Source organism: Corynebacterium simulans (genome assembly GCF_001586215.1).
GTDB classification, from domain to species: domain Bacteria; phylum Actinomycetota; class Actinomycetes; order Mycobacteriales; family Mycobacteriaceae; genus Corynebacterium; species Corynebacterium simulans.
Genome location: NZ_CP014634.1, coordinates 2,129,450 through 2,149,693, shown reverse-complemented (window position 1 = coordinate 2,149,693; position 20,244 = coordinate 2,129,450). Strand labels below are relative to the sequence as shown.

The following is a 20,244-nucleotide window of genomic DNA, read 5'->3' as shown; positions in this document are numbered from 1 at the left end:
GTTAGGATTCCTCTAATTCTTTTTCTTTTTTCTTCCGTTTGCGCCCTGCCAGGAACCACCACAGCAGGTAAAGCAGAACGAACAACACGATGATGATCGCTGCAATCATCCACGGCTGCCACGGCGAGTGGTAGCTCTGGTCAAGCTCAGCGGGTAGCTCGGTACGCTCACCGCGAACCAGAAGGCGGTGACTGTTGATGCCGTATGGAGTACACGTCACCAAGGTCAATAAATCGCGGCCTTCTTCGGCACGTAAGGCCTCCACTTGATCGGGAAGAACCGTCTCAATCTGGTCCACCTTGTAGGCCATGGTCTTGCCCATGACCTCAACCGTGAAAACATCTCCCACTTTGATGTGGGTGAGGTTGTCGAACATGGTCAGCGTGGCGAGACCTGTATGGCCCGTGAGGACCGCATGGTTTCCTTCCCCACCAACGGGAAGCGCCGTGCCGTAGAGGTGGCCCACGCCATGCGCGAGAACATCAGTCGACGTTCCGTGATAGACGGGCAAGTCGATGCCCACTGATGGAACGCGAACACGCGCCATTGCACCAATCTGGTGCAGCGTGTCGAGGTAGCGCTGGTAATCCGGTGAGGAGGTATCAACTCCATTGACCCATGGGTCGGGAGCGCCCACCTCTGGCAGCTGGGCGTTATAAGCCTGCGCCTCGGCGAAAGCTGCCTCGCGCTCTCGCTCGGGCAGCTTGTCGACGCCGCGCGAATAGTTCTCCGCGATGCGGTGCTGCTCCACATTTTTGTAGTGGGTCAGCACCACGGGGCTGAGAAACACGAGCATCGCCAAGACGAGGTAGATAACCCCGCGTGGATTACGCCTGCGCTTTCCCTTCACATGGCCTCCTTAGGCCTGGGCGCGGTTGTCCTTATAAGAGGTGTACAGACCACGAGCCAGCAGGAGCAGGCCGACGAGGAATACCAACAGGATTCCCCATGCACCGGTTGCCGGCAGCTGGTTGATGATGTTGTTCTTCTGGTTCTCAACGCTGACTGCCAGGGTGCGTGCATTGACGTCGATGGTCACGTGCTGCGGCTCTGGGTTGCGGACGTAGCCTTCCGGTGCCTTGGTCTCCAGCACGCAGTAGTCATTGTTGGTGGTGCCGGTGTTTGCAGCGAAGGAGTTGATTGGAACGCCGTAGCCCTGTGCCGTGGAGGAACGGTTGTCACCGCCGGAGGTGGTGAGCTTGGTGGATGGGCTACCGGTCTCGGTGGTAGCAACGTTCAATGCTTTACCCAGCAGCTCGTACTTGGTGGAGTCCTGGTCGGAGACCTTGCACTGGTACAGCTCGAACTCCGCACCTGCTAGCGGGTCAGTGCCGTTGGTGGAGGTCTTGGTGATGGTCAGGTTACCGAAGGTCGTCGAGGTGGGGTTATCTTCGGTCTTATCCGGAGTGCTCGGGTCATCGCCGTTGGTATCAACGGTGGCGTTGTTCGGCAGCTCGATGGTTGCCTTGTTGGTGATCTGGCCAGTATCAGCCGGAATGGAAACGATGGTGGCATCAAAGCCGGCCACAACCTTTAGGGTCGGGTCGGACTTACGAGCTTCCTGCAGCTTGCCGCGGCCATCCTGGGTGAATTCGATACGCAGGGTGTTATTAGCGGTATCGACCTTGTAATCAGCGTCCTTCGTCAAAGTTGGAGCATTTGCACCCTGTGCCTCGACGGTGATGCCGTCAGCCTTGAGTTTGAGGCTTTGATTCAGCGGGTCAACGATGTTGAAACGGGTCAACTCACCAGCCGGAACCGGCGCATTGATGGTGTAGTGCAGATCAGAACCGATGGTGGCGTTGGTGTCATCGACCTGCTTGGAAGGGTTAACCTGCTGGTTCTTCGGGCTCACCGTCTGGGTATAAGACCACTTACCATCCTCCGAGTGCGGCAGCGCTACCAGGAACGGAGCTGCAGCGGTGTAGTTACCGCTCTGCACCTCTGTGATCTTGTAGAGGCCAACCTTGAACGCCGGAGTTTTAGCAGTGGTCATTGAAGCGGTGCCCTGATCGTTGGTCTCAATGGTGCCCACTTCAGTGACATCGTTGGCAGTCGCAGCGGTGAGATCAGCAGCGGCTGCCCAACCTTCCTGGGTGGTCAGGTCTACGTTATTGACCTTTTCCACCTTGAAAGTGATGCCGCCGAGGGCGGTGGTGTTATCGAGTGAGCCAGGGTCACCCAGACGCTTGTTGATGATGAGCTCGATATCGTGGTTTGCATCAACGAGATCGGCATCGGCCGCAGCCCCCGGGGTCGCCTCAGCGCCGGCCTCGGAGGTGGTCTGTGCAAGTGCGGGAGCGGCAAATCCAGCGCCCGCGACGGAAACGGTGCTTGCAGCAATAACCGCTGCCAAGCGCATAGAGAACTTAGACATAGGGAATCCTATTCCCCCATCAAACTGGGGCATCGAGGGCGTTAACATTAGCGCCCGCTGAATATTTAGCAGTTCAATCCTAGTAAATCGTTCGTAGCCCCGCAAACTATGAAATCATCTTTACCCGCACTATTCGGCCACAAAACCACACAATCGCCACCCATAACGCAGCAAAACCCAGCTCTTTTACCCCCGTTTTCACCCTTTCCCACCCATATGATGAACATAAGAGGAGAATTAATACATCGAATCTTTTCTTATTTAGTTAATATTTTCTGTAAAGTCAGACAATTTCCTGAAAAAGAGGGCGTAAATACAAAAACGAAAAAGGTCTGACTCCGAAAATCGGAATCAGACCTTTTTACGTTATTAACTAGGCAGAAGCCTCAACTGCAGCCTGCTCAGCCGGAACGATGTTCACGATGCGGCGGTTACGCTTGATAGCGAACTCAACAGCGCCTGCCTCGAGCGCGAACAGGGTATCGTCGCCGCCGCGACCAACGTTCTCACCTGGGTGGAACTTGGTGCCGCGCTGACGCACGATGATCTCGCCGGCCTTAACCTGCTGACCACCGAAGCGCTTGACGCCGAGACGCTTGGACTCAGAGTCGCGACCGTTGCTGGAGCTGGAAGCACCCTTCTTGTGTGCCATGTGGTTTTCCCTCCTTCAGGGATTTCTCGAGCCGGTTAAGGCTTACTTGATACCGGTTACCTTCAGAACGGTCAGCGGCTGACGGTGGCCCTGACGCTTCTTGTAGCCAGTCTTGTTCTTGTACTTCAAGATGTCGATCTTCGGGCCCTTGCCCTGCTCGACGATCTCAGCAGAGACGGAGACCTTCTCCAGGTCAGCAGCCTTAGCCTTAACGGTTGCGCCATCGACGAGCAGAACCGGGGTGAGAGCTACGGACGTACCCGGCTCACCCTCGATCTTCTCGACCTTGACGAGGTCACCTTCAGCAACCTTGTACTGCTTTCCGCCGGTCTTGACGATCGCGTACATAGAGGGTTACCCCTTATCTAAACTCGGCTCAGAAGCGGCAGGGTGAGCCACTTCTGAATGGACAATTACTTATTGCGTTTATCCCTGGCGCTATGTGTGGCGCCCGCGCAAAACAACGACTCGGCCGATGCAGCGCATTCATGGTCTAAACAGCGACTGTCAAAGACTACCCCGTCACGGGCAGAAAATACAAACTGCGTATTTTCTCTCCCGCGTGGCGAAGGCCTACTTTGCGCTGCGCCGTGCTACGCGACGCCGTCCGCGCCCACTGCCGCCCTTGCCAGAAGCACGCCCCTTTTCCCACTCAGCCTGGCGATTTTCGCTCTGCTTAGCCGGATTTTCCTGAGTGTTTTCTGCTGCTGGCTGCGCGGACTTACGAGCCACCGCCTTGCGGACGGCCCGCTTGCGGCCACGGCGAATGACCTTGGTTTCGGTAGCTGCAGGCTCTCCTGCTTCTTCTGCCTCGGGCTCTACCACGGGGGCATCCTTTGGTTTGGCAGCACTCTGGCGAACAACGCGGCGACGACCACGCACTCGCTTTAGCGCAGCCTTCGGCTTGCGCTCCACCTTTTCCTCGGCGGGCGCTTCCTTTTCAGCCGGAGCCAGGAAGTCCTGCGGCTGCGGGCGGTGGTCGGAACGCGAGTTGCCACGGGTGCGGCGCTTACGACGCGGCGAAGCCTCGAACTCTGCAACGGCTTCCTCGTAGGTCTGCTGCTTATCGCTTTCCTGCTGCTTCGGAGCATTCGAACGCACGCTACGACGACGGCCGCGTCCGCTCTTGCGTTTATCATGGCGTGGCTGCTCTTCTTCGTCGGCAACGTACGAGCTGAACTCTGCGACGTCGTCAAGCTCTGCGGCGTTTTCCGCAGCAGCATAACCGATGCTTGCGATGTCTTCTGCAGAAGTACCAGCGTCCTGAGGCTTCCTTTCCTCACGCTGGACGCGGCGACTACGACGGTTACGGCGCTTCTTATTGCCCTTCTGCTCGTCCTGCTCCTCCTCGCCCACGACGATGCCAGCTACGAGTTCCTCGATGGAGGTCTTCTTTTCCCCCTGTTGCTCTTGGTCCTGCTCATCCTCGTGGCGGTGCATGGCAACGGCAGCCGGATGCTGCTGCGGATCATGTTCGGGGTGACGGCGTTCGCGACGCTGGCGGCGTCCCTTGTGCTCGTGACTGCCGTGAGTATCCTGCTCTTCTTCCACTGGGTACTCGTGGATGATGATGCCGCGGCCATGGCAGGTCTCGCACTCGGTGGAGAAAGTCTCCACCAAGCCGGTGCCCAGGCGCTTACGGGTCATCTGTACCAGACCCAACGACGTGACCTCAGAAACCTGGTGGCGCGTGCGGTCACGACCCAAGGCCTCCTTGAGGCGGCGCAGAACCAGCTCCTGGTTCTCCGGCAGAACCATGTCGATGAAGTCCACGACAATCATGCCGCCCAAATCACGCAGACGCATCTGGCGCACGATTTCCTCGGCAGCCTCAAGATTGTTACGGGTGACCGTCTCCTCCAGGTTGCCGCCGGAACCGGTGAACTTGCCGGTGTTGACGTCAATCACGGTCATAGCCTCAGTGCGGTCAATGACCAGAGTGCCGCCGGAAGGCAGCCATACCTTACGGCTGAGCGCCTTATGCAGCTGCTCATCGATGCGGTAGGTAACAAAGGCGTCTTCCCCGCCGTTGCTGCGTGCGTCGTACTTCTCCACGCGGTCAGCGAGATCGGGCGCCATGGACTCGACATAGGCGCTGACGGTGTTGAAGGAACGCTTACCGTCAACGATGAGCTTGGTGAAGTCCTCGTTGAAAAGGTCTCGGACGACCTTAACCAAAAGATCCGGCTCTTCATACATGGTCACTGGCTTGGCACCCTTGGTGGACTTCTCGTGCTCAGCGCGGCGAGTGATGTCCTCCCACAGGTCATGGAGGCGGTTGACGTCGGTGGAAATGGCCTCTTCGGAGACGTTCTCGGCTGCGGTGCGGATGATTGCGCCGCCGTCGCCAGGCACAACGCGCTCCAAAATGGATTTCAAGCGCTTGCGCTCCGGAACTGGCAGCTTGCGGGAAATACCCGCGCTGCGGCCACCTGGGACATAGACCAGGTAACGGCCGGCCAGGGAAATTTGGGTGGTCAGACGCGCGCCCTTGTGACCGATTGGGTCCTTAGCCACCTGGACCAGAATCTGGTCACCGGACTTGAGCGCATTTTCGATCTTGCGTCCGCGGCCGCCCAGGCCAGCAGAACGCCAATCCACTTCACCGGCATAAAGCACGCCGTTGCGGCCCTGCCCGATGTCGATGAAGGCAGCCTCCATCGAAGGCAGGACGTTTTGCACACGGCCCAGGTAGATATTGCCGATGAGCGAGGCCTGGGCCTCAGTGGTGACGAAGTGCTCTACAAGGAGATCGTCTTCGAGGACGCCAACCTGCGTGATGATGCCGGCGCCATCGGCGCGCTCCTTGTCGCGCACGACCATGGTGCGCTCGACGGATTCCCGACGCGCCAGGAATTCCGCCTGGGAGACGATGTGCTGACGCTCTCGGCCCTTCTCACGCAGCTCGGCACGACGACGGCGCTGCGCTTCGATGCGAGTGGAACCCTTGATTGCTTTGGGCTCCTCGATGGTCTCGGTCTCGTGCTCATGCTCCTGTGCCCCACGGCCACGGGACGTACCACGGCTACCGCGTCGGCGACCACCGCTGCGAGCTTCCTCGGAGGTCTCCTCCGTCTCACGCGGCTGCGGCTTTTCCAGCTTCGGCGCCATGAAGATAGGAGCGAAGTCGTAGACCTCTGGCTCGTCCTGCGGCATCGGCGTAACGACGGGCGCATACTCGTCTTCGTCGAATTCATCGCCGGCTTCAACTAGCGCCTCATGCAGCTTCTCGACGTCGACGGTGCCCGTGTCCGCATGCTCAGCTTCTTCAGGCTGCGCGGTGTCTTCCACGGCCTCAGCGGTTTCGGCGAGCTCGGCCTCGATCTTTTCCTCAATCTGGGAAATCTCGTTGGCGACGTTCTTGCGCACGCGGTCGCGCAGCTTGGCATCGTCCTGCTCGTCTTTGACCTCAGCAGGCTCGGCGGCAGCCTTCTTCTTTTTAGCCTTCTTGTTTTCTTGCTTGTTTTCTTGAGCCTCGCCATCGCCTGCCTTGGCGATGATGGCATCGAGGACTTGGCCTACTTCTTCCCGCGTGAGGGAAGATTGCGCGGCCTTTTTCAGGCCCAGCTCGGCGTATTCAACAACGAGCTCTTTGGAGCTAAGCCCCAGCTGCTTTGCCACCGTATACAGGCGGGTCTTTTCTGCAAAAGCTTCGCGGTCAATCTTTGCGGCGAAAGCTGCTGCAGCAGCATATGAGTTTTCAGTTTTCGTATTCTTTGCAGTCTTCGTAGTCTTCTTAGTCGCCATCTGGTGACCTTCTCCTGACAAAATCAGCGGCACAATCCCCGGGCGCAGGCATCATAATCAGCACCTTTTGACTGACACAGGCTTTCTGCAGCCACACGAGGGGGCCGGAATGTATGGTGCGGTATGAAATTTTCTGCTTCCCATTGTGGCACAGGACGTCGGCAAGCTGTGCTTTAGCCAAACAAAGCCCCACGAGATATAAGCCACCTGTGGCAAGATGTCGGACATGGAAGCGCCTGAGGAGAAAAAAGAACTCGCAATTCCTGAGCACGCACCGCGCACGGTGGCACAGGCTCGGGCCCGTAACGAGATTTCGATGCGCGATATTTTTATCGGCTCGATTCCGCTTTCCCTCGCGTTTGCTTTATCCAATCCAGATCTGGGGCACTATTCAGGCCAGTACGTGGTGGTGGGCATTTGCATCGTGCTTAGTGTGCTGGCGGGCATCAACATTCTGCGCAAAAAGCCCAAGATGATTCAGGCCGTGCGCGAGGAGTATAAGTCGGGCGACTACTCCTCCTTGGCCTATATCGGCCCCTTCCTGCCGGTGGTGGGTGCGCCAATTCTGTGGCTGGCCGATGACTTCGGCCTCGTCCCAGATGCCACTATCTCACCCATCGTGCTAACTGTCTGCAAGGCTATCTACATGGTGCCAGCGTTCACGCTTGGCGGTTGGGCCTCGTTTACTGGCCCATACCGCACTGGGCGGCGGCGCATTCGTAAGACGCTGGAGCATTCTTCGATCGAGGGAATCACCGAGACGACCTTGCAGGCTGTAACCGACTACGCCGATATTGTCTCCGCGCTGGTGGCAGCCGGTGCTGTGGAAGGCAATATCGTGAGCGTCAAGCAGTTGGGTTACATCACCGGGCAGGAGGAAGGCCTCGAAAAACGCGTGCTGGAGCTGGAAAAGACCGGCGTGGTGAAGCTGCGCGGTGTGCGCCATTCCGATAACACTCGCACCTGGGATGTCACGCTGACCGAGTTGGGTGTGCGGAGCATGCATGAGGCGCGGAGGCGTTAGCTGAGGGCTGCTGGGGCTTGGGCCGCACATTTTGCCAAATAGTGCGCTGAAACGGGGTGGTTTTGGCGGCATATTTGGCAAATTGCGCAGGCGCGGTGCAGATACGGCGCCAAAGCGGTGCAGATACGACGCCAGCGAAGGAGAAAGGGCGCCAAGCACGAAGAAAGCCCGCACTCGCCAAGCGAATGCGGGCTAAAAGCTAGATGCTTTTACAGGTTCGGGAACCAGATGGAGATCTCGCGCTCAGCGGACTCTGGGGAGTCAGAGCCGTGAACAACGTTCTCGCCGACGGTCAGAGCGAAGTCGCCGCGGATGGTGCCCGGGGTGGCCTTGGAAACTGGGTCGGTGCCGCCGGCCAGCTGGCGCCATGCCTCGATAGCGCGCTCGCCCTCAACAACGCCAGCAACCAGCGGTGCGGAGGTGATGAACTCAACGAGGTCACCGAAGAATGGCTTGTCCTCGTGCTCTGCGTAGTGCTTCTTAGCGGTAGCCTCGTCTGCAACGCGCAGATCCATAGCAACCAGCTTCAGGCCCTTGCGCTCAATGCGGGTGATGATTTCACCGACGTGGCCGTTCTTAACGCCGTCTGGCTTGATGAGAATGAGTGTACGTTCAGTCATGGCTGCCATAGTACTAAAGCTATTCCGCCGCGTCTCGCGCTAGGGGTGAGATGTTTGGTTCAGCCCGCGCACGATTTTCTCCGCGTGGTTGTAATCGGTCCCCTTAAACCACAGCTGCACCTGTTTTACGGCGGTGCCGAACTGGCCGTTTTCCAACAGTCGGTTAAGTTCGGCTCGCTGATCTTCTGAAAGATCTGTTTCGCTAACGGGCGTGGCGGGGCGCGCCGATTGCCACAGGCCGAGCACCAGGAACGCGGCGGCAGCAAGCAGCGCAACCAGCGGCATCCAAGGCTGCCCGGTCATTGCGCGCAGCAGCAAGGCCGCAATGCAGCCCAGTGCCGCGAGGAAAAAGTAGAGATAGCGCATGCCTGCAAAGTCTACGTGGCTATTGGCGCGGCTGCGAGGCGTTTAGGTGCTGGGTGGTGAGGTATCCGCGCTTCATGCGCTCGACGATGATGCCGCGCATGTAAGAAGCCATAAGCCACAGCAGGCCAAAGATGATGAAGATGGCCGCGATGGACCAGTGGATCATAAAGCCCAAGATGATAGCGAGCACGTGCAGCGCAATCATGGCGTTGACAATCCACGGCTTGTTCATGAACGCGAAGCTAACGAGCAGCAACACAGCCAGGCCAATCACTACGGAGTAGTTAAACGGGGTCCACAGCGTGCCGTCGTAAAGCTTGTACAAAAGTGGCAGCGCCAGCACGAGGGTGAGCAGCTCCATGGTCAGAGAGCTGGCCACCACCATCCCGCCAAACTGCTTGAGCGGGTCTTTGACCGGTGCCTTGCCGAGACCGAGCGGACTGATTTCAGATTCCGGCACCTCGTTGCGGTTGGTGCGGCGGGACTGACTCATGCGGGATCCTTTCCAAACATCGCGCGGGCGTCGCCGGCAGTGACGACGGAACCCGTGATGACGATACCCGAGCCGGACTGAACTTCCGCATCCTCAGCCAGTTCCACTGCTTGCGCGTAGGCACCGGGCAGATCAGGCTCCACGTAGACGCGCTCCTCGCCGAAGATGTCGCGGGCGAGCTCTGCCAGCTCGTAGGCGTCGCGGGCGCGCGGAGAAGAGTTTTGCGTGATGACGACCTCAGTGAGATAAGGCTCGAGGGCCTCCAATATGCCAAGGGCATCCTTGTCTTCGAAGATGCTGATGACGCCAACGAGGCGCGCGAAGTCGAAGTCGCGGTCAAGGGCCGCGCCTAGGGCCTTCGCGCCGTGCGGGTTATGGCAGGCATCGACGAAGGTCGTGGGGCTGGTGCGCACGCGTTCCAGACGGCCGGGAGAGATGGCCTGTGCAAAGCCGTTGCGCACGGTGGCCGCATCGAGCGGCTTGCCTGCCGACGCCCCGAAGAAGGCCTCGACCGCAGCCAGCGCCACGCCGGCGTTTTTAGCCTGGTGCTCGCCGTGCAGCGGCAGGAACACGTCCTCGTAGAGGCCGCCCAAGCCCTGAATGTTCAGCTGCTGGCCACCGACCGCGATGCGGGACTCCAGCACCGCGAACTCGCTGCCGGAGCGCGCCACGCCCGCGCCGACCTCGACGGTGCGCTGCAGGATGACGGACATCGCCTCCGGCTCTTGCTCCGCGATAATGGCGATGTTCTCGCGCGGGGCAAGGACGTCATCATCGTCGTGCTCGCGCGCCTTGATGATGCCGGCCTTCTCCCCCGCGATCTCGGCGAGGGTATCGCCCAGGTAGTCGGTGTGGTCGAGGCCCACCGGCATGATGACGGAGACCTCGGCGTTGACCACGTTGGTGGCATCCCAGGTGCCGCCGAGGCCGACCTCGACCACGGCGACGTCGACTGGCGCGTCGGCGAAGGCCGCATAAGAGATGGCCACCAGCACCTCGAACTTGGACATCGGAATGTCCGAGCGCGCGTCGACCATCTCGACATAAGGCTTGATTTCGCCCCAAATGCGCACGAAGTCACGCGGGTGAATCGGGCGGCCATCGATGCCGATGCGCTCGGTGACCAGCTGCAGGTGCGGGCTCGTCACCAATCCGACGCGGCGGTGGAAGGCGCGCAGCAAGGAGTCGATCATGCGGGAAGTCGAAGACTTGCCATTCGTGCCCGCGACGTGGATGACCTGGAAGGACTTCTCCGGGTTACCCAGCAAATCCATCAACGCCTGGATGCGTTCCAGGCTCGGAGCGATCTGGGTTTCGGGCGCGCGGGCGTTGAGCTCGGCGTCGACAAGCGCTAGCGCTTCGAGTTCCTCCGGGCTGACCTCGATGGGAGCGGCTTCCTCGTACTCGTCTTCCGCGCCCATGCCGAGGTTGAGCTGCAGGCCGGACTCCGTGATCTCCACGGGTCCGCCCTCAGTGCCCTCCTGCAGAGCGTCGACGAGTTCGTATTCCTCGCGATCTTCTCGCTTGCTCACTACTTAAGTGCCTCCAAGCGTGCAGTGATGCGGTCGACTTCTTCCTGTGCCACCTGCTGGCGGGTGCGGATCTTCTCCACGACCTCCTCCGGAGCCTTGGCTAGGAAGGACTCATTAGCCAGCTTCTTGCCGGTCTGCTCGAGCTCCTTGTTGGCCTTGGCCAGATCCTTTTCCAGGCGCTTGCGCTCTGCCTCGACGTCGACTGCGCCGGAGGTATCGAGGGCGACCTCGACGGTGCCCTGGGAAAGGCGAACCTCGATGGAAGCAGAGGCGGTAAAGCCCTCTTCCGGCACGGTGGTATTAGCCAGGTTGCGCACCAGGTTCTCCTGACCTGCAAGGTCCACCGAGGCGAAGTCCAGGCGGCCTGGAACCTTCTGCGAAGGCTTAACGCCCTGGTCAGAGCGGAAGCGGCGCAGCTCGGTGATGAGCTTGTCGGCGTCCGCGATACGGCGAGCGGCAACCTCGTCGGTAGCCATGCCGCCGTTGGTATCGGCCGCGGTTGGCCACGGGGCAATCACGATTGACTCGCCGCCGGTAAGTGCCTTCCACAGGACCTCGGTGACAAAAGGCATGGTTGGGTGCAAAAGGCGCAGGACGACGTCGAGGACGCGGCCCAGGACGATCTGGGTGTTGCGGCCGGTCAGCCGCTCCGCGTCTGACGTATCTGCCGAATCGACGTCGCGCGGAATCTGGGACTTGGCAATCTCCAGGTACCAGTCACACAGCTCATCCCAGATGTAGTGGTAGAGCAGCTCGTTGGCCTTGGAGAACTGGTAGTCATCCAGGTAAGCGTCGAACTTGACGCGGACCTCTTCGGCGCGGTCCAGGATCCAACGGTCGGCGTCGGTTAGCTCCTCGCGTGCCGGCAGCTCCGCCACGCCAGCGCCGTTCATGAGCGCGAACTTGGTGGCGTTGAAAAGCTTGGTGGCGAAGTTACGGGAAGCCGCAGCAGCGTCGGAGCCCAGCGGCAGGTCGACGCCCGGGTTTGCGCCACGCGCCAGGGTAAAGCGCAGGGCATCCGCGCCGTAGTCGCGGACCCAGTCCATCGGGTCGATGCCGTTGCCCAGGGACTTCGACATCTTGCGGCCCTGCTCATCGCGAACCAAGCCGTGCAGGTAAATGTCGTGGAAAGGAATCTGTGGGCGGCCATCACGCGCGGAGCCATCACCAGCGTTGAGCAACTCCGGGGTCTGGCCGCCAGCGAAGGTGCCGAACATCATCATGCGGGCGACCCAGAAGAACAGGATGTCGTAGGCAGTGACCAGCACGTTGGTTGGGTAGAACTTCTCCAGGTCCGGAGTCTTTTCCGGCCAGCCCAGCGTGGAAAATGGCCACAGCGCAGAGGAGAACCAGGTATCCAGAACGTCTGGATCCTGCTCGTAGCCTGCCGGCGGCTCCTCGTCAGGGCCGACGCAGACGATATCGCGGGTGGTGTTGCCCTCGGCGTCGGTGGTCTCCGGACCGTACCAGATCGGGATGCGGTGGCCCCACCACAGCTGGCGGGAGATGCACCAGTCGTGCATGTCATCGACCCACTCGAAGTAACGCGGCTCGAGGGAGGTCGGGTGAATCGTGGTATCGCCCTCGCGCACGGCGTCGCCGGAGTACTTGGCCAGCTTTTCTACCGCCACGAACCACTGCAGGGAAAGGCGCGGCTCGACCGGCTCGCCGGAGCGCTCGGAGTGGCCAACGGAGTGGACATAAGGGCGGATTTCCTTGACGATGCGACCCTGTTCACGCAGCGCCTCTCGGATCTCCACGCGTGCTTCCTCACGAGTCAGGCCATCGAACTTGGTGCCGGTGTTCGCGATGTGGCCGGTGGAGTCCATGATGGTGGGCATGTCCAGGTTGTGGCGCAGGCCCATCTGGTAGTCGTTCGGGTCGTGGGCCGGGGTGATCTTCACAGCACCGGTGCCGAATTCCATGTCCACGTAATCATCAGCGATGACCTTGAGCTTGAGATCATCACGGAATGGGTGGGCAAACTCCTGCCCCACCAGGTCCTTGTAGCGCTCGTCATCGGGGTGGACGGCAATCGCGACGTCGCCAAGCATGGTCTCCACGCGGGTGGTGGCCACGATGAGGTGCGGCTCGTCGTCGTTTAGCGAGCCGTAGCGGATGGACACGAGCTCGCCCTCGACGTCCTTGTAAACAACCTCGATGTCGGAGACCGCGGTCTCCAGAACCGGGGACCAGTTGACCAGGCGGTGGGCCTGGTAGATCATGCCGGCGTCGAAAAGCTGCTTAAAGATGGTCTGGACCGCGCGGGACAGGCCCTCGTCCAGGGTGAAGCGCTCGCGGGACCAGTCCACGGAGTCACCAATGGCACGCATCTGATTCTGGATGGTGCCGCCGTATTCTTCCTTCCATTCCCAGACCTTGGAGATGAACTCCTCACGCTCATAATCCCAGCGCTTTTTGCCCTCGGTCTCCTTCAGCTTGGCTTCGACCTTGGTCTGGGTGGCGATACCCGCGTGGTCGGCGCCCGGCAGCCACAGGGTGGCATAACCCTGCATGCGCTTGCGGCGAATGATGGAGTCGATGAGGGTGTGGTCTAGGGCATGGCCCATGTGCAGCTGGCCGGTCACGTTGGGTGGCGGCAGCACGATGGAATAAGGCTCTGCCTCGCTGGCGGCATCCGGGGTGAAGTAGCCGGCTTCCACCCAGGACTCGTAGAGGTCCTTTTCTACCGTCTGCGGCTCCCAGGACTTCGGAAGCGCGTCAGCACGGTTAGCGCCTACTAGTTGCTCTTTATCTACAGCGTTGTTCTGCTCAGTCACCCGGACAAGTCTACCCTGTCGGTCAACTGGCTTTTCACCCCATTGGGCGAAATCGGCACCGCGGGCGCCGGTGGCTGCTGCAGCGCGCCCTGCCCTAGCGTTGGTTGCCGCATTCGTGGGTCCGGTGCGGCTTATCGATAACCTGCTGCTCGATTAAAGCAGGTGCTGGACGGCTTCGCGCTCAGCGCGCAGCTCCTCCACGTTGGCCTGGATGCGTTCGGTCTGGAACTTACCAAGCTCTAGGCCCTGCACGATTTCCCAGGTGCCGTTCTTAGCCACGGTGGGGAAACCAAAAATAAGGCCCTCGTCCACGCCATAGGAACCATCGGAGACCACCGCGGCGGTGCGCCAATCCTCGGTGCCGTGGATCCAATCGTGCATGTGATCGACTGCAGCAGAGGCAGCAGAAGCAGCGGAGGAATGCCCGCGGACCTCGATGATTTCCGCGCCGCGCTTGGCCACCTTCGGAATCATCTCCTCGGTGTACCACTTCTCATCTACCTCCGCGTTGGAGTAGCTAAGGTCTGGGAACTGGGTGGCGGAGTGGTTGCCCCAAACGGCCACCTTGGTGAACTCTGCGGTTGGCGCGCCGGTCTTGAGCGAAAGCTGGCTGAGCGTGCGGTTGTGGTCTAGGCGCATGAGTGCGTTGAACTGGCTGGCGTCCAGGTCTGGTGCGCTCTGGGCGGCTATGTAGGCATTGGTGTTGGCTGGGTTACCGACGACGAGCACGCGGACATCGCGCGCTGCGTGATCGTTGATGGCCTTGCCCTGGACAGTGAAGATGGCGCCATTGGCCTCGAGGAGGTCCGCGCGCTCCATGCCCTTGGAACGCGGGCGCGCGCCCACGAGGAAGGCGGCCTTGGTGTCCTTGAAGGCCACTGCTGGGTCATCGGTGACGGTGATGCCGCGCAGCAGCGGGAAAGCGGAGTCAGCCAACTCCATGGCCACGCCTTCTGCGGCGCCTACAGCGTCAGGGATTTCCAGCAGCGCGAGCTCAACCGGGGTGTCTTTTCCGTAGACGTCGCCAGCAGCGATGCGCCACAGCAGCGAATAAGCGATGTTGCCGGCTGCTCCAGTAACGGTTACTTTGACGGGCTTCAATGCTGACTCAGTCATGTGCAATCCTCCTGCGGGATGTGGTGAAACAAACGTGTTCTTAAAGCCCACCTTAGCCTTGCGCGCAGAACTTATGCAGCAGGTTACTCCCCTCTTTTGGAGTCAATCGAGATCACAAAATTGCGAAAATTACCCCCGAATATCCCGCAGTTCATGACTTTATTTTCACTTGAAACTCGGAAAAGTTGGTTTTTGGGCACTATAGGAAGGAGAAAGAAAGAGTCTTAAAGGAACAGATTCATCTCGCACAGGACTTACAAGGACGGAAACAATGACCATGGACGCCACTGATTCGGCTTCGCCCGATTCCGTCGGCACCGCCGAGCTTACGGGCTCCGTCGACAAAGTAATCGACGTCGCCATCGAGCAGTTCTCCAAGTTGGGATTCGCTGACACCAAGTTGGACAACATTTCCCGCCTCGCCGGCATGTCCAAGCGCATGATCCATTACCACTTTGGAGACAAAAAGGGCCTGTACCAGCAGGCCCTCGCGGTTGCGGCACGCCGCCTCAACCCACCGGCAGGCAGCCTTGAGCTGGACTCTGCAGTCCCAGTGGAAGGGGTACGCACGCTCGTAGACTGGCTTTTCAAGCAGCACGTTGAGCACCCAGAGGCCATCCGCATGATGACGATGGAGACCTCCACCGGCGCGCTTGATGGCGGCCACGCGCTAATCGACGTCTCCGAAGTTTCCCTTCACTTGGACAAACTTTTGATGCTGGGCCAGGACTCCGGCGCCTTCCGCCCGGGCATTTCGGCCAACGATATCTTCACCCTCATTGCCTCCCTCACGATGTACCGCGTGACCAATCGCTCGATGATGCAGAATTTGTTGGATATCGACATGCGCAGCCCCGAAAACACCGACGGCATGCACCGCATGGCTGTCGACGCAGTCCTGGCATTCCTTACCGCCAACATCCCGGATTCCGGGCACGGCTCCTACCTCACCACCAGCGCCGCCGACGAAGACAACGACGCTAGCCCGCAGGATATCTACTCCAGCGACGAGGAGCAGGCCACATCGGACATTTACGAATAAAGCCTAAAAGAGCCGCCTTATAGAAGGCGGCTCTTTGAGCATGTGGGGTTAGACGGAAACGCGTTAGCTAGGCAGATTCCTTTTCGGCGTCAGAATAGACAAACTCCGGCTCGCCCTCGCCTTTAACGCAGGCCTCGGTAATGTGCACGGCCGTGATGTCCTCGCGGTCTGGCAGGTCATACATGATGGGAACGAGCAGCTCCTCCATGATGGCACGCAAGCCACGAGCGCCGGTCTTGCGCTCGAGCGCGAGCTCGGCAATGGAGCCCAAGGCCTCGTCTGCGAAGACCAGTTCCGCGCCATCCATCTCGAAGAGGCGCTGATATTGCTTGATGAGCGAGTTCTTCGGCTCCACCAAGACCTTGACCAAGGACTCACGATCGAGGTTGTCCACGGTGGCCACAACCGGCAAGCGGCCAATGAACTCCGGGATTAGTCCGAACTTTACGAGATCCTCAGGGCGTACCTCAGAGAAGAGGTCGAGCTTCTCGCGCTCGCTGGCGGTCTCGAGCTTCGCGCCAAAGCCCACGCCCTTCTTGCCCACGCGTTCTGCGATGACTTTATCGAGGCCAGCAAAGGCACCAGCAACGATGAACAGAATGTTCGAGGTATCGAGCTGGATGAACTCTTGGTTGGGGTGCTTACGGCCACCCTGCGGCGGGATGGCGGCTACGGTTCCCTCCAAGATCTTCAGCAGGGCTTGCTGCACGCCCTCACCGGAAACGTCACGAGTAATGGATGGGTTTTCGGACTTGCGGGAAATCTTGTCCACCTCATCGACGTAGATGATGCCGCGCTGCGCGCGCTCTACGTCAAAGTCTGCGGCCTGCAGGAGCTTAAGCAGAATGTTTTCTACGTCCTCGCCCACGTAGCCGGCCTCGGTAAGGCTGGTGGCGTCGGCGATAGCAAAAGGAACATCCAGCATGCGAGCCAGCGTCTGCGCTAGGTAGGTCTTGCCGGAACCGGTAGGACCGAGCAGCAGGATGTTGGACTTAGCGATCTCGACGTCCTCATCCTCGACCTTCTTGCGGCGGCTTTCCAGGCCCGCTGCTTCTTCTGCCTTGATGCGCTTGTAGTGGTTATAAACCGCCACAGAAAGCACGCGCTTGGCCTGGTCCTGGCCGATGACGTACTTATCAAGGAAGGAGGAAATCTCCGAAGGGCGCGGAAGCTTTACTTCCTTCTCAGCATTGTCAGCCGCGGCGGCTGCGCCGAGTTCTTCTTCGATGATCTCATTGCACAGCTCGATGCACTCATCACAGATGTAGACACCGCCGCCGGCGATGAGCTTTTTCACCTGTTTCTGGCTCTTGCCACAAAAGGAGCACTTGAGCAGGTCAGCGCTTTCTTGCATACGTGCCATTAAGGTCTTTCCACTCGCTTTTGATTATTGATTGTGGTGGGAAGATTCTAGGATGCCAATCCTTTGCATCCGGCGCCCTTAAAAAGAACGCGTCCCACAGATACCTCCACCTTAGTAAATCAACGCGACACCGCCCTCATTCATTCCTCCGCGTGGCGCAGCCTCAACCTCTCCTTGAGACTTCCCTTTTCGCAGTTCACATACACTATGCGCCGGCTTTCAGCAGGCAACGCAGGGACCAAGAAAACGGCAACGACGCCGCGGCGTCGTAACCAGCGGCGTCGGAAAGCATCGGCTCCTTTTAGCGGAAGGTGGCGAAGTTCTTAACCACCCAGCGGCTGACTGCCAGGACCAGCAGACCCAGAACGATGGAAGCGATGCCCAAGGCGATAAAGAAGGTATTCTCCGCGCCCGCGTCTTCCGGGTTGTAGAAACCAGCCAGGGAGCCAGCCAGGGAGGTACCCATGGCAACGGCCATCATCCACACCGCCATCATGCGGGAGGGGAAGGCACGTGGCGCGACCTTCGTAGCAAGCGCGTTACCAACCGGGGACAGCAAAAGCTCGCCCATGGTGAACAGGAAGAGGATGCCAATGATGGCAAACATCGGCGTGGAATTTGCACCGGTACCGGAGTACGGCAGGAAGAAGAACAAGGAAATACCGATGATGATGTTCGCGGCGCCGAACTTCACTGGCGTGGACCACTGACGGTTACCGAGCTTGGTCCACATGGTTGCGAAAATCGCAGAGAAGATCACGATGAAGACCGGGTTGAAGGACTGCACCAGTGACGGCGGAATCTCGATGCCGAAGAAGTTACGGTCCAAGCGCACGTCCGCGTAGATGGTCATGACGGTGAACTGCTGCTGGAAGATACCGAAGAACAAAACACCAGAGACAAACAGCGGGATAAATCCCAGCAGACGCTTCTTCTCTTCCGCATCAACCAGCTCGGAGAAGTACATCTGGCACCACAATACGATTGCCGCCAACAGCGCAACGACGGTGACGATGTTGGATAGCCAATCGACCTTGACAACGCCGGTTGCGATGGAAAATACCGCAATTGCCACGATTCCAAGGACGGCAGCTAGGCCGAGCAGCATCTGCTTGCTGCTAGCAGGGTTCGGGACCTCGTGGCCTGCATCCTTGATGGTGGACTTGCGCATCAGGGTGTACTGAATCAGGCCCGCGAACATGCCGATTGCCGCGAGGCCAAAGCCCCAGTGGAATCCCTTCCAGCCCCACATGATTGTTGTGACAAACGGGCCTAATAGAGCGCCGATGTTGACACCCATGTAGAAGATGGAGAAACCACCGTCACGGCGGGTGTCATCACGGCTATATAGCGAGCCAAGCACCACCTGGGCGGTGGTCTTCACGCCGCCAGAGCCGATGGCAATGAGAACCAAACCAATCGCCAGACCAATAACGTCCGGAATAAACGCCAGAGCGATATGACCGAGCATCACCAGGTTCGCGGAGTAGAACAGGGTGCGCTCCGGGCCCAAAATTCGGTCTGCAACCAAAGAGGCCAGAAGGCAGGCCATATAGACCAGACCGCCGTAGGCACCAACCACCGACGTTGCAGCGGTCTTGTCCATGCCCAGTCCGCCATCGGTAACGGAGTAGTACATATAGAGCAAGACGATCGACTGCATGCCGTAGAAGCTGAAACGCTCCCACATCTCGATGCCAAAGAGGTTGGCTAGGCCCCACGGATGCCCGAAGAACAGTCTTTCTTCAGACTCCGCTTTATGTGCTGTCGCGCCAGACAGCTGCGTATTGTGATCTGACATATAAATAGTTGACCACTAATTCTCGGTAACAACAAATCGGTTGGTTGCCCGAAATAATTGTTAAGACACGCAGCTGCAGAAAATCCACGTCACGGCCCCGCACTGCGAAACCGTTCACCCCCATATTTGCAGCCGAATCGACCAAGGGTCGGAGCATCAACCTCCCCCCTCTACCAACAACTCGCCAGCGGCATCCGCGACATGATCATGTCCGGCCAGCTCGCCCCCGGCGACCGCACCCGCGTTGCAGAAAAGCATCGTGCCGCATTACACGAGGATTTCGTCGCACCGCTTCTAGCCGAAGCACTAGCCCCCCGGAATCTACGGCGTTATCGGCCCCAACGGTGCGGGCTATGCTGGCACGGCGATAGGGATGCTCTTCAAAGCGCTTGACAATAGAAGTATCGCTATGCGAACCATCACCGCCGCTGGAGGCATTCTCCTAGTCTATTTCCTAGCAATCGCGATAAACTGGGCCGCATACACCTTCAGTATCCCAATCGAGGCACCGTACCCAGGCCTATTCATTTTCAGCGGTATCGCTATCATCGTCAGCGTTGTGCTGATGTGGCGGCTGCCTAGGCACATCCATCCGTAGAACGGGTTTGGGTGACGCGCCAAGCCCTATAGAAACCCTAAAGAACTAAAACCAAAGCCCTTGCACCACAAATACGGTGCAAGGGCTTTAGCTTAACGACTGCGTTTTAGGCGTTGAGCTTGCGGTAATCAAAGACGGTATCGATGATGCCGTACTCAACGGCTTCCTGAGCGGTCAGGATCTTGTCGCGGTCAGTGTCCTCACGGACCTGGTCTGCGGTGCGGCCGGTGTGCTCAGCGAGGGTGGTCTCCATGAGGCGGCGCATGCGCTCGATCTCGTTAGCCTCGATCTCTAGGTCAGAAACCTGGCCCTGGGTGCCCTGGGTGCGTGGCTGGTGAATCAGCACGCGGGAGTTCGGCAACGCAGCGCGCTTACCCGGAGCACCCGCAGCCAGCAGGACGGCTGCAGCAGATGCAGCCTGGCCCAGGCAGACGGTCTGCACGTCTGGGCGGACGTAGCGCATGGTGTCGTAGATGGCCATCAGCGCAGTAAAGGAGCCGCCCGGGGAGTTGATGTACATGGTGATGTCGCGGTCAGGATCCTGGGATTCCAGAACCAGCAGCTGCGCCATGATGTCATTCGCCGAGGTGTCATCAACCTGGGTGCCTAGGAAGATGATGCGCTCCTCAAAGAGCTTGGAGTATGGGTTGGTGGTCTTAGAGCCTTGTGCGTTCTGCTCGACAAACTCCGGCAGGACGTAGCGGGAAGAAGGCATCTGCATATTAGACATAGT

17 protein-coding genes are annotated in these 20,244 nt (G+C 59.3%); 3 read left to right on the top strand and 14 right to left on the bottom strand.

Going from position 1 to position 20,244, the window contains the following annotated elements:
* Position 1 precedes the first annotated feature (1 nt).
* The 5 genes from WM42_RS10080 to WM42_RS10060 form a co-directional block, all read right to left on the bottom strand.
* Positions 2-850 carry a class C sortase gene (locus WM42_RS10080; RefSeq protein ID WP_145915062.1) on the bottom strand — a complete coding sequence of 283 codons (849 nt, stop codon included), beginning with the start codon at positions 848-850 and terminating at the stop codon, positions 2-4.
* A gap of 9 nt (positions 851-859) precedes the next feature.
* Positions 860-2,377, bottom strand: a complete 1,518-nt coding sequence (locus tag WM42_RS10075) for a SpaH/EbpB family LPXTG-anchored major pilin (RefSeq protein ID WP_062037833.1) — start codon at positions 2,375-2,377, stop codon at positions 860-862.
* Positions 2,378-2,750: 373 nt separating this feature from the next.
* Positions 2,751-3,029 carry a 50S ribosomal protein L27 gene (gene rpmA, locus WM42_RS10070; protein ID WP_005531747.1) on the bottom strand — a complete coding sequence of 93 codons (279 nt, stop codon included), beginning with the start codon at positions 3,027-3,029 and terminating at the stop codon, positions 2,751-2,753.
* Between the two features lie 42 nt (positions 3,030-3,071).
* A complete protein-coding gene (rplU, locus tag WM42_RS10065; protein ID WP_061924117.1) occupies positions 3,072-3,377 on the bottom strand; it encodes a 50S ribosomal protein L21 in 306 nt (101 codons plus the stop codon).
* 225 nt (positions 3,378-3,602) lie between these two features.
* The gene (locus tag WM42_RS10060) at positions 3,603-6,776 is read right to left on the bottom strand and encodes a translation initiation factor IF-2 N-terminal domain-containing protein (protein WP_062037830.1); all 3,174 of its coding nucleotides are present in this window, start codon (positions 6,774-6,776) and stop codon (positions 3,603-3,605) included.
* Between the two features lie 226 nt (positions 6,777-7,002).
* Here WM42_RS10060 and WM42_RS10055 point away from each other — a divergent pair, with 226 nt between their 5' ends.
* On the top strand, positions 7,003-7,800 hold the full coding sequence (locus WM42_RS10055) for a hypothetical protein (protein ID WP_062037827.1): 798 nt from the start codon (positions 7,003-7,005) through the stop codon (positions 7,798-7,800).
* A gap of 209 nt (positions 7,801-8,009) precedes the next feature.
* On the opposite strand, the gene ndk is transcribed toward WM42_RS10055, so the two are convergent.
* From ndk to WM42_RS10025, 6 genes are all read right to left on the bottom strand, one after another.
* Positions 8,010-8,420, bottom strand: coding sequence for a nucleoside-diphosphate kinase (gene ndk, locus WM42_RS10050; RefSeq protein ID WP_061924281.1), 411 nt, complete (start codon positions 8,418-8,420; stop codon positions 8,010-8,012).
* Between the two features lie 39 nt (positions 8,421-8,459).
* A complete protein-coding gene (locus tag WM42_RS10045; RefSeq protein ID WP_062037823.1) occupies positions 8,460-8,786 on the bottom strand; it encodes a hypothetical protein in 327 nt (108 codons plus the stop codon).
* Between the two features lie 19 nt (positions 8,787-8,805).
* Positions 8,806-9,279: a DUF4233 domain-containing protein gene (locus tag WM42_RS10040; RefSeq protein WP_062037819.1), complete on the bottom strand. Its 474-nt coding sequence runs from the start codon at positions 9,277-9,279 to the stop codon at positions 8,806-8,808.
* On the bottom strand, positions 9,276-10,811 hold the full coding sequence (gene folC / locus WM42_RS10035) for a bifunctional tetrahydrofolate synthase/dihydrofolate synthase (protein ID WP_061924129.1): 1,536 nt from the start codon (positions 10,809-10,811) through the stop codon (positions 9,276-9,278). Before folC ends, WM42_RS10040 begins: the two co-directional genes overlap by 4 nt.
* Positions 10,811-13,591, bottom strand: coding sequence for a valine--tRNA ligase (locus WM42_RS10030; RefSeq protein ID WP_062037816.1), 2,781 nt, complete (start codon positions 13,589-13,591; stop codon positions 10,811-10,813). Before WM42_RS10030 ends, folC begins: the two co-directional genes overlap by 1 nt.
* Positions 13,592-13,744: 153 nt before the next feature.
* Positions 13,745-14,707 (bottom strand): malate dehydrogenase, encoded by a 963-nt coding sequence (locus WM42_RS10025; protein ID WP_062037813.1) that lies wholly within the window; start codon positions 14,705-14,707, stop codon positions 13,745-13,747.
* Between the two features lie 271 nt (positions 14,708-14,978).
* Between WM42_RS10025 and WM42_RS10020 the strand changes: the two genes are divergently transcribed.
* Positions 14,979-15,749 carry a TetR/AcrR family transcriptional regulator gene (locus WM42_RS10020; RefSeq protein WP_082787679.1) on the top strand — a complete coding sequence of 257 codons (771 nt, stop codon included), beginning with the start codon at positions 14,979-14,981 and terminating at the stop codon, positions 15,747-15,749.
* A gap of 67 nt (positions 15,750-15,816) precedes the next feature.
* Here the strand turns inward: WM42_RS10020 and clpX are convergent, their stop codons facing one another.
* Positions 15,817-17,112, bottom strand: a complete 1,296-nt coding sequence (clpX, locus tag WM42_RS10015) for an ATP-dependent Clp protease ATP-binding subunit ClpX (RefSeq protein ID WP_061924143.1) — start codon at positions 17,110-17,112, stop codon at positions 15,817-15,819.
* A gap of 301 nt (positions 17,113-17,413) precedes the next feature.
* Complete coding sequence (locus WM42_RS10010; RefSeq protein ID WP_062037810.1) at positions 17,414-18,913, bottom strand: peptide MFS transporter; 1,500 nt, start codon at positions 18,911-18,913, stop codon at positions 17,414-17,416.
* 409 nt (positions 18,914-19,322) lie between these two features.
* Between WM42_RS10010 and WM42_RS10005 the strand changes: the two genes are divergently transcribed.
* Complete coding sequence (locus tag WM42_RS10005; protein ID WP_145915061.1) at positions 19,323-19,511, top strand: hypothetical protein; 189 nt, start codon at positions 19,323-19,325, stop codon at positions 19,509-19,511.
* Positions 19,512-19,617: 106 nt separating this feature from the next.
* Here the strand turns inward: WM42_RS10005 and WM42_RS10000 are convergent, their stop codons facing one another.
* Entirely contained in the window at positions 19,618-20,241 is a 624-nt protein-coding gene (locus tag WM42_RS10000) for an ATP-dependent Clp protease proteolytic subunit (RefSeq protein WP_062037803.1), read from the bottom strand.
* Positions 20,242-20,244 lie beyond the last annotated feature (3 nt).

What these genes read in the sequence shown, in the direction of transcription:
- WM42_RS10075 (WP_062037833.1), bottom strand. Translation starts at nt 2,377, where the DNA reads ATGTCTAAGTTCTCTATGCGCTTGGCAGCGGTTATTGCTGCAAGCACC.
- rpmA (WP_005531747.1), bottom strand. Translation starts at nt 3,029, where the DNA reads ATGGCACACAAGAAGGGTGCTTCCAGCTCCAGCAACGGTCGCGACTCT.
- rplU (WP_061924117.1), bottom strand. Translation starts at nt 3,377, where the DNA reads ATGTACGCGATCGTCAAGACCGGCGGAAAGCAGTACAAGGTTGCTGAA.
- WM42_RS10060 (WP_062037830.1), bottom strand. Translation starts at nt 6,776, where the DNA reads ATGGCGACTAAGAAGACTACGAAGACTGCAAAGAATACGAAAACTGAA.
- WM42_RS10055 (WP_062037827.1), top strand. Translation starts at nt 7,003, where the DNA reads ATGGAAGCGCCTGAGGAGAAAAAAGAACTCGCAATTCCTGAGCACGCA.
- ndk (WP_061924281.1), bottom strand. Translation starts at nt 8,420, where the DNA reads ATGACTGAACGTACACTCATTCTCATCAAGCCAGACGGCGTTAAGAAC.
- WM42_RS10045 (WP_062037823.1), bottom strand. Translation starts at nt 8,786, where the DNA reads ATGCGCTATCTCTACTTTTTCCTCGCGGCACTGGGCTGCATTGCGGCC.
- WM42_RS10040 (WP_062037819.1), bottom strand. Translation starts at nt 9,279, where the DNA reads ATGAGTCAGTCCCGCCGCACCAACCGCAACGAGGTGCCGGAATCTGAA.
- WM42_RS10025 (WP_062037813.1), bottom strand. Translation starts at nt 14,707, where the DNA reads ATGACTGAGTCAGCATTGAAGCCCGTCAAAGTAACCGTTACTGGAGCA.
- WM42_RS10020 (WP_082787679.1), top strand. Translation starts at nt 14,979, where the DNA reads ATGACCATGGACGCCACTGATTCGGCTTCGCCCGATTCCGTCGGCACC.
- clpX (WP_061924143.1), bottom strand. Translation starts at nt 17,112, where the DNA reads ATGGCACGTATGCAAGAAAGCGCTGACCTGCTCAAGTGCTCCTTTTGT.
- WM42_RS10010 (WP_062037810.1), bottom strand. Translation starts at nt 18,913, where the DNA reads ATGTCAGATCACAATACGCAGCTGTCTGGCGCGACAGCACATAAAGCG.
- WM42_RS10005 (WP_145915061.1), top strand. Translation starts at nt 19,323, where the DNA reads ATGCGAACCATCACCGCCGCTGGAGGCATTCTCCTAGTCTATTTCCTA.
- WM42_RS10000 (WP_062037803.1), bottom strand. Translation starts at nt 20,241, where the DNA reads ATGTCTAATATGCAGATGCCTTCTTCCCGCTACGTCCTGCCGGAGTTT.